This is a genomic window from Rhodococcus sp. CX (genome assembly GCF_015865005.1).
Classification (GTDB): Bacteria; Actinomycetota; Actinomycetes; order Mycobacteriales; family Mycobacteriaceae; genus Rhodococcus.
In genome coordinates this window covers 14,055-20,851 of record NZ_JADZGH010000198.1, presented here as the reverse complement: position 1 = coordinate 20,851, position 6,797 = coordinate 14,055, and the positions used below count along the sequence as shown (strand labels likewise).

The 6,797-nt window shown below is 70.0% G+C and carries 6 protein-coding genes and 1 pseudogene; 4 read left to right on the top strand and 3 right to left on the bottom strand.

Going from position 1 to position 6,797, the window contains the following annotated elements; translation table 11 throughout:
• The 3 genes and pseudogenes from I0Q12_RS21385 to I0Q12_RS21375 form a co-directional block, all read left to right on the top strand.
• On the top strand, nt 1–619 hold a 619-nt coding region (locus I0Q12_RS21385; protein ID WP_197254487.1), incomplete at its 5' end, for a 3-keto-5-aminohexanoate cleavage protein.
• 103 nt (nt 620–722) lie between these two features.
• Nucleotides 723–1,372 (top strand): annotated as a pseudogene (locus I0Q12_RS21380) (FMN-dependent NADH-azoreductase).
• Nucleotides 1,373–1,519: 147 nt separating this feature from the next.
• Nucleotides 1,520–1,882, top strand: coding sequence for an HPF/RaiA family ribosome-associated protein (locus tag I0Q12_RS21375; protein WP_197254479.1), 363 nt, complete (start codon nt 1,520–1,522; stop codon nt 1,880–1,882).
• A 91-nt stretch (nt 1,883–1,973) separates the two neighbouring features.
• On the opposite strand, the gene I0Q12_RS21370 is transcribed toward I0Q12_RS21375, so the two are convergent.
• Entirely contained in the window at nt 1,974–3,308 is a 1,335-nt protein-coding gene (locus I0Q12_RS21370; protein ID WP_197254459.1) for an ammonium transporter, read from the bottom strand.
• Nucleotides 3,309–3,437: 129 nt separating this feature from the next.
• Nucleotides 3,438–4,073 (bottom strand): PadR family transcriptional regulator, encoded by a 636-nt coding sequence (locus I0Q12_RS21365; protein ID WP_197254457.1) that lies wholly within the window; start codon nt 4,071–4,073, stop codon nt 3,438–3,440.
• A 168-nt stretch (nt 4,074–4,241) separates the two neighbouring features.
• Between I0Q12_RS21365 and I0Q12_RS21360 the strand changes: the two genes are divergently transcribed.
• The gene (locus I0Q12_RS21360) at nt 4,242–6,497 is read left to right on the top strand and encodes a DNA polymerase III subunit gamma and tau (RefSeq protein ID WP_197254455.1); all 2,256 of its coding nucleotides are present in this window, start codon (nt 4,242–4,244) and stop codon (nt 6,495–6,497) included.
• Between the two features lie 8 nt (nt 6,498–6,505).
• Here the strand turns inward: I0Q12_RS21360 and I0Q12_RS21355 are convergent.
• The coding region (locus I0Q12_RS21355; protein ID WP_197254453.1) for a Rid family hydrolase at nt 6,506–6,797 on the bottom strand (292 nt) is incomplete at its 5' end.

Genomic DNA, 6,797 nt, shown 5'->3' with positions numbered 1-6,797 from the left:
GCTGGCCGAGCAGATGGCCGCGCGCGGCATCAAACCCGAGTGGGAGGTGTTCAACCTCGGGCACATCCTGTCGGACTTCACGACCTTGACCGCCGAGGGTCTGGACACCGCGCCGTACTACTGCAACATCGTGCTGGGTGGACACCGCGCCTTCCAGGGCGGCCTGCCGTACACCCCGAAGATCCTGCAGATGCTCGTCGAGCATCTGCCCGAGGGCACGGTGTGGGGTGTGTCCGGGATCGGACCGACCCAGTTGCCGGCGACCACGCACGGTCTGCTGCTCGGCGGGCACATGCGGGTCGGTCTCGAGGACAACCTCTACTACTCGCACGGTCGCCTGGCGACGAACCTCGAACTCGTCGAGCGCGCGGTGAGCGCGACATTCGAGCGGCCCTTCGTCGACGGCGACGAGTACGTCGTCGAACTCGAGGTGGAGAAGCTGGGGAACAGCTCGATCGTCTTCGCGTGGCGCATCCTCAGCGGTGACGCTGTCGCGGTCACCGGCTCCCACACCGTGGTTCACCTCGACGAGGAGGGCCGCCCGTCGCCCGTACCGGAACCGTTGCGGGCCACCTTGAACGAGCTCTGCGTATCCGCGTCGAGCCCAGTCATCCGCTGAGACGATCGCAGGGAAGTTCGACTGGGGGCCGAGCGGATACGCGAGAGTTTCGCTCTGCGGTCGGTAGCGTGCCGGGTACAGGACCATTCGAAAGGGAGATCCGGTGCCTCAACTGCTGCACATCGATTCCTCGGCCGATGTGAACACGTCGGTCTCGCGCGCGCTCACCGGGCTGTTCGCCGAGACGTGGCGGGGTCTCGGCGACGACCACACCGTCGTCCGCCGAGATCTGCACCGCGAGCCGCTGCCGCATCTGACCGACGCGGGCCTGCACTACGCGGCGCGTCTGCGCGTGGACGGCGAAGCCCCCGACGCCGCGGCGGAGAAACTGCAGGCCGAGCTGATCGCGGAGGTCGCGGCCGCGGACGTCGTCGTGATCGGTGCACCGATGTACAACTGGTCGCTGCCGTCGACGCTGAAGGCGTGGATCGACTACATCCACGTTCTCGGAACCACGGTTCCGTTCGACAACCCGGACCGCCCGTTCGCAGGCAAGCCCGTCGTGATCGTGTCGAGCCGGGGCAACACGTACGCGCCCGGCACGCCGGGGAGGGCACCGACCACACGGTTCCGCCGCTGCAGCAGGTTCTCGGTGTGTCGCTGGGAATGGCCGTCGAGGTGGTCACCGCCGAACTCACTCTCGCCGACCGGCTGGCACCGCTCGCTCCGCTTGCCGGGCAGGCGAAGGAAAGCCGCTCCGCCGCAGAGGAATCCGTGCGCACCCTGGCGATCGAGCTGGGTTCCCGGGCGTGACGCTGTCCGGTTCGGGACGTCCGGCGCCGGTGGACCGGACACGCCCGGCCGGAGATTTGCCGAACCCCCTCGTATCGGGTGTGATCGAAGTGGGTACTACGCCGAGGCGGGTCACCGTCGCGGCGCGCCCGAAAAGGAGGGATAACCATGCAGGTCCAGCTCAACAAGGACGGCAATATCCAGGTCGACGAGGACATCGTCCGCAGGCTGGAAGGTGAAGTGGAGTCCGCTCTCGAGCGCTTCGGCGATCGGATCACCCGCGTCGAGGTCCATCTCGGCGACGAGAACGCCGCGAAGACCGGCGTCGACGACAAGCGCTGCGTGCTCGAGGCCCGCGTCGCAGGTCAGCAGCCGATCGCGGTCACCCACCACGCCGGTTCGGTGAAGGAAGCCTTCGACGGTGCCGTCGGCCGCCTGCAGAAGCAGCTCGACTCCCGGCTCGGTCGTTCCGGCAACCACAAGGGTGGACCGTCCATCCGTCACATGCCGGTCGACAAGGACGCACTCTGATCCGACGACCGCGCTCACCGCGCGCGACGACGATCGCCCCACCGCACACAGCGGTGGGGCGATCGTCGTTCCGGGTCCGGCCGGAAGCCGGTCACTGCTGGGGCTGTTCGTCCTGTTTTTCCCGGCGAAGGTCGCGGGGCGGGATCGAGAACGGGGAGTGTGCCGCGGCGCCCCCACCGATCGGTCCGTGTCCGACGACGCCGTGCTCGTACGCGGATTCGGCGTGCAGGGCGAGGTCGATACCCGTCGACTCGGCCTCCTTGTCCACCCGGAACCCGAAGAACCGGTCGATCGTCTTGCCCAGGATGTAGGTGACCCCGAACGCATAGAGGCCGACCACCGCGACCGCGAGGATCTGCTTGCCGAGCTGGGCGAGGCCGCCGCCGTAGAACAGGCCGGTCGGGCCGTCGGTCATCACCGCGGTCGCGAGCAGTCCGATGAGGATGGTGCCCACGATGCCACCCATGAGGTGCACGCCGACGACGTCGAGCGAGTCGTCGTAGCCGAGCCTGAACTTCCAGCCCACCGCGAACGAGCAGACCACGCCCGCAACCGCGCCGACGACGACCGCGCCCATCACCCCGACGGTGCCGCACGCCGGGGTGATCGCGACCAGACCGGCGACGACGCCGGAGGCCGCACCGAACGTGGTGGGGTGTCCGTCGCGGCGCTGTTCGACGAACAGCCAGCCGAGCATGCCGGTGCAGCCCGCGACGAGCGTGTTGAGGAAGATCGCGGCGGCCTTGCCGTCTGCTGCCAGCGCCGAGCCCGCATTGAATCCGAACCAGCCGAACCACAGCAGGCCGACGCCGAGCAGCACCAGCGGAAGATTGTGTGGTCGCATCGAATCGAGTTTGAAACCGAGACGCGGGCCGAGAACCATGGCCAGTGCCAGGCCGGATGCGCCGGAGACGATTTCGACGACGAGCCCGCCCGCGTAGTCCAGTGCGCCGAGCCGCGCGATCCAGCCGTCCGGTCCCCAGACCCAGTGCGCCACCGGCACATATACGAGCAGGGACCAGACCGGCACGAACAGCATCCACGCGGAGAACTTGGCGCGGTCGGCGATCGCGCCGCTGACGAGTGCCGCGGTGAGGATCGCGAAGGTGAGCTGGAACGTGGCGAACAGGATCTCCGGGATCTGACCGTGGACGGTGGTCGGGGAGATGCCGCTCATGCCGAGATGGGAGAGCCCGCCGAGCAGGCCGCCGCCGAGGTCGTCGTCGAAGGTGAGGCTGTAGCCGGCGATCAGCCAGGTCACCGTCACCAGCGGGATCGAGACGAAACTCATCATGATCATGTTGAGCACGCCGGTGGACCGCACCATGCCGCCGTAGAACAGCGCGAGACCCGGGGTCATCAGCAGGACGAGGGCGGTGCTTGCCAGCAACCACGCGGTGGCACCGGCATCGATTGTCGAGGGCACGAGCGAATCTCCTCACGGGCACTGAATCTCAATGCACCGGGATTCGACGATCCGACCGTGGCGTTTCCTCCGAGGGGCAGTGGTGTTGCGAACGCGTTACGGAAATCTCACCCGCCGTATTTATGTCCGTTATGCGTCGTCCGACGCTTTCGGAGCGGGGCCTTCGGCGAGGAGCAGGTAGAGCGCGCGTCGCGCGTCGGCCAGGATGTCGCGGGCCGCGGCGATCTGTTCGTCGGTGCCGCTGACGGCGACCGAGCGTGCGGCGTGATGGACCTCGGCCAGCGCGCTCCGCAGATCGGGCGTGTCCGCCGAGGTCGCGAATCCCGCGAACGGGTCGGTGACCGCGGAGGCCGGGTCTTCGAGGTAGCGGCGTCCGGCGTCGGTGAGCGAGGCGAGCTTGCGTCCGCCGTCGACCTCGACGTGGACGAGGCCTTCGTCCTCGAGCTGGGAGATGGTCGGGTAGATCGCACCCGGGCTGGGACGCCAGGTTCCGCCCGTGCGCTCGGTGATGGCCTGCATCAGCTGGTAGCCGTGCATGGGCTGCTCGGCCAGCAGGATCAGGGTGGCGGCGCGGACGTCGCCGCGCTGGGCGCGCCCGCGATGGCGTCGGCCGCCCCGGGCCTCTCCGCCGCCGCGATGCGGGCGGGGTCCGCCGAAGGGATGCTCGCCGCGCCGGGGTCCGTCGCCGCGGCGCCGGCCGCGGTGGAATTCGCCATCCGGGGTGCTGTGTCGGCGCTGTCCGCCGAAGTGTGGTTCGTTGCGCATTGTGTACGCCCTTTCTGTTTGTTCGACACCATCAAGATAGAACGCGATATATCGTTAAAGCAAGCGTCGAGAGTGTGTGGTCTCGATCACGGACCGTCTCCACCTGCCCGGACCGCCCGGTGGCGACCACTCGGCCCTCGTGTCGGAGTGCGCCGGTAGTCTCGGCGCGTGGCCCTGTACCGGAAGTATCGACCGGCGACCTTCGCCGAGGTGGTGGGGCAGGAGCACGTCACCGAGCCCCTCAGCACCGCCCTCGACACGGGACGTATCAATCACGCGTACCTGTTCTCCGGGCCGCGCGGTTGCGGCAAGACCTCGTCGGCGCGCATCCTCGCGCGGTCCCTGAACTGCGTGGAAGGTCCGACGTCGACGCCGTGCGGGGTCTGCGCCTCGTGTGTCGCGCTCGGCCCCGGCGGAGGCGGCAACCTCGACGTCATCGAACTCGACGCGGCCAGCCACGGCGGTGTCGACGACACCCGCGAACTGCGCGACCGCGCGTTCTACGCCCCGGCCGAGTCCCGGTATCGCATCTTCATCGTCGACGAGGCGCACATGGTCACCACGCAGGGCTTCAACGCCCTGCTCAAGATCGTGGAGGAACCGCCGGAGCACCTGATCTTCGTGTTCGCGACGACCGAACCGGAGAAGGTGTTGCCGACCATCCGGTCGCGCACCCATCACTACCCGTTCCGGCTGCTCGCGCCGACCGCGATGCGCGGGTTGCTCGAGCGGATCTGCACGCAGGAGAACGTGCCCGTCGAGGACGCCGTGTACCCGCTGGTCATCCGGGCCGGCGGGGGGTCGCCGCGCGACTCGCTGTCGGTGATGGACCAGTTGCTCGCCGGATCCGGGCCCGAAGGCGTGACCTACTCGCGCGCGCTCGCGCTGCTCGGTGTCACCGACGTCGCGCTCATCGACGAGGCCGTCGACGCGCTCGCGGTCGGGGACGGGGCGGCACTGTTCGGCACCGTCGAGAAGGTGATGGACGCGGGGCACGATCCGCGGCGCTTCGCGGTGGACCTGCTCGAGCGCCTGCGGGACCTGATCCTGCTCCGCTCGGTGCCCGACGCCGCCGACCGCGGTCTCGTCGACGCGCCGGGCGACATCCTGGACCGGATGCGCGACGAGGCCGACCGGATCGGCCCGGCCACCCTCACGCGATACGCCGAGATCGTGCACGCGGGTCTCGGGGAGATGCGCGGCGCGACCGCGCCGCGCCTGCTGCTCGAGGTGATGTGCGCGCGGATGCTGCTGCCGGCCGTGTCCGACGCGGAAACCGCTGTGCTGCAACGGCTCGAACGACTCGAGCAGGGATTCGTCCCGGCGGCGGGTGCTGCGGCCCCGGCCGGTGCTGCGGCCCCGGCGGCCGCGCCGCGCCCGGTGCCGGAACCGGCGGTCGCGCCGATCGCACCCGACGAACCCGCCGCCCGGTTCCAGCGGCCGTCGCAGCGGCGTGCGATGGAACAGGCAGCGCCCGCACCGCAGGCGGAGCCTGCACGTCCGGCACCGCAGGCGGAGCCTGCCAATCCGGCGCCGCAGGCGGAGCCTGCCAATCCGGCACCGCAGGCAGAGTCTGCCGCGGTGACACCTCCGGAACCGGTGACACCCGAACCGGCGCCGGTCCCCGAACCGGCTGCGCGTCCGATCGAATCGAAAACTCCCGAGCCCGCGCCGGTTTCGCCGCCACAGCCGGCCCGCGCCGTCGCCGACCGCGGCGAACCGGAGCCGGAACCCACGCCGAAACCCCAGCCCGCCGCGCCGCCGCAGCCGGCGTCGGGTCCCGACGCCGCGGGCCTGCGCGCGGTGTGGTCGGAGGTGCGCGCGAAGGTGCGTGCCCGCAGCCGCACGGTCGAGGTCATGCTGTCCGGCGCGTCGGTGCGCGACGTGGAGGGCACGCGCGTGGTCCTCGTCCACGATTCGATGCCGCTCGTGAAGCGTCTCGCGGAACCGCGCAATGCCGGTGTCGTCGCCGATGCGTTGCGTGAGGTGTTCGGCGTCGATTTCGAGGTCACGTGTGTGCACGGGTCGGCCGCTCCGGCGCCCGTGAAAGCCGCTCCCGTGCAGCAACAGTCGCGGCCGAACGGGCAGCCGAGGTTCTCGAGGCCGAGCCAGGCCAATCGTGCCGCGGCCCAGCCGCGTCCCGACGAGCAGAAGGGTCCGGGTCCGGCCCGCCCTGAGCAGCCGGGGCCGAACTACGACGACATTCCGCCTCCGGAAGCACCGGATCTTCCGGACGATCCCGGGCCGGAAGGGGCGTACGACGCTCCGCCTCCGGACCCGTCGGCGGTGACGGAGGCCGACGTCGAGGAGATGTTCGCCGAGGCCGCGACCCCGGGCGATCCGTCGACTCGTCGCGACCCCGAGGACGTTGCCCTCGAACTGCTGAAGGACATCCTCGGCGCCAAGCGGATCGAGGAGAAGTAGCGACCCGCTCAGGGCACGATCACGGCGGTGAGCGCGATCTCGACGGGTGCACCTCCGGGCAGCGAGTACACCCCGATGGCGCTGCGGGCGGGCAGGTTCTCGGCTCCGAGTTCCTGCTCGACGACCTCCGACGCGCCGTCCGCGACCGTGGACAGCGCGGTGAAGCCCGGCGCTGCCGCGACATACACCACCATCTCGACGGGACGAAAGCGTGTGCCGGTAGGCAGCGCCGAGCGCACGGCGGCGAGCGCGTTGCGGACGGCGAGAGCCGCGGCAGCCTGCGCGTCCTCCGGGGACACC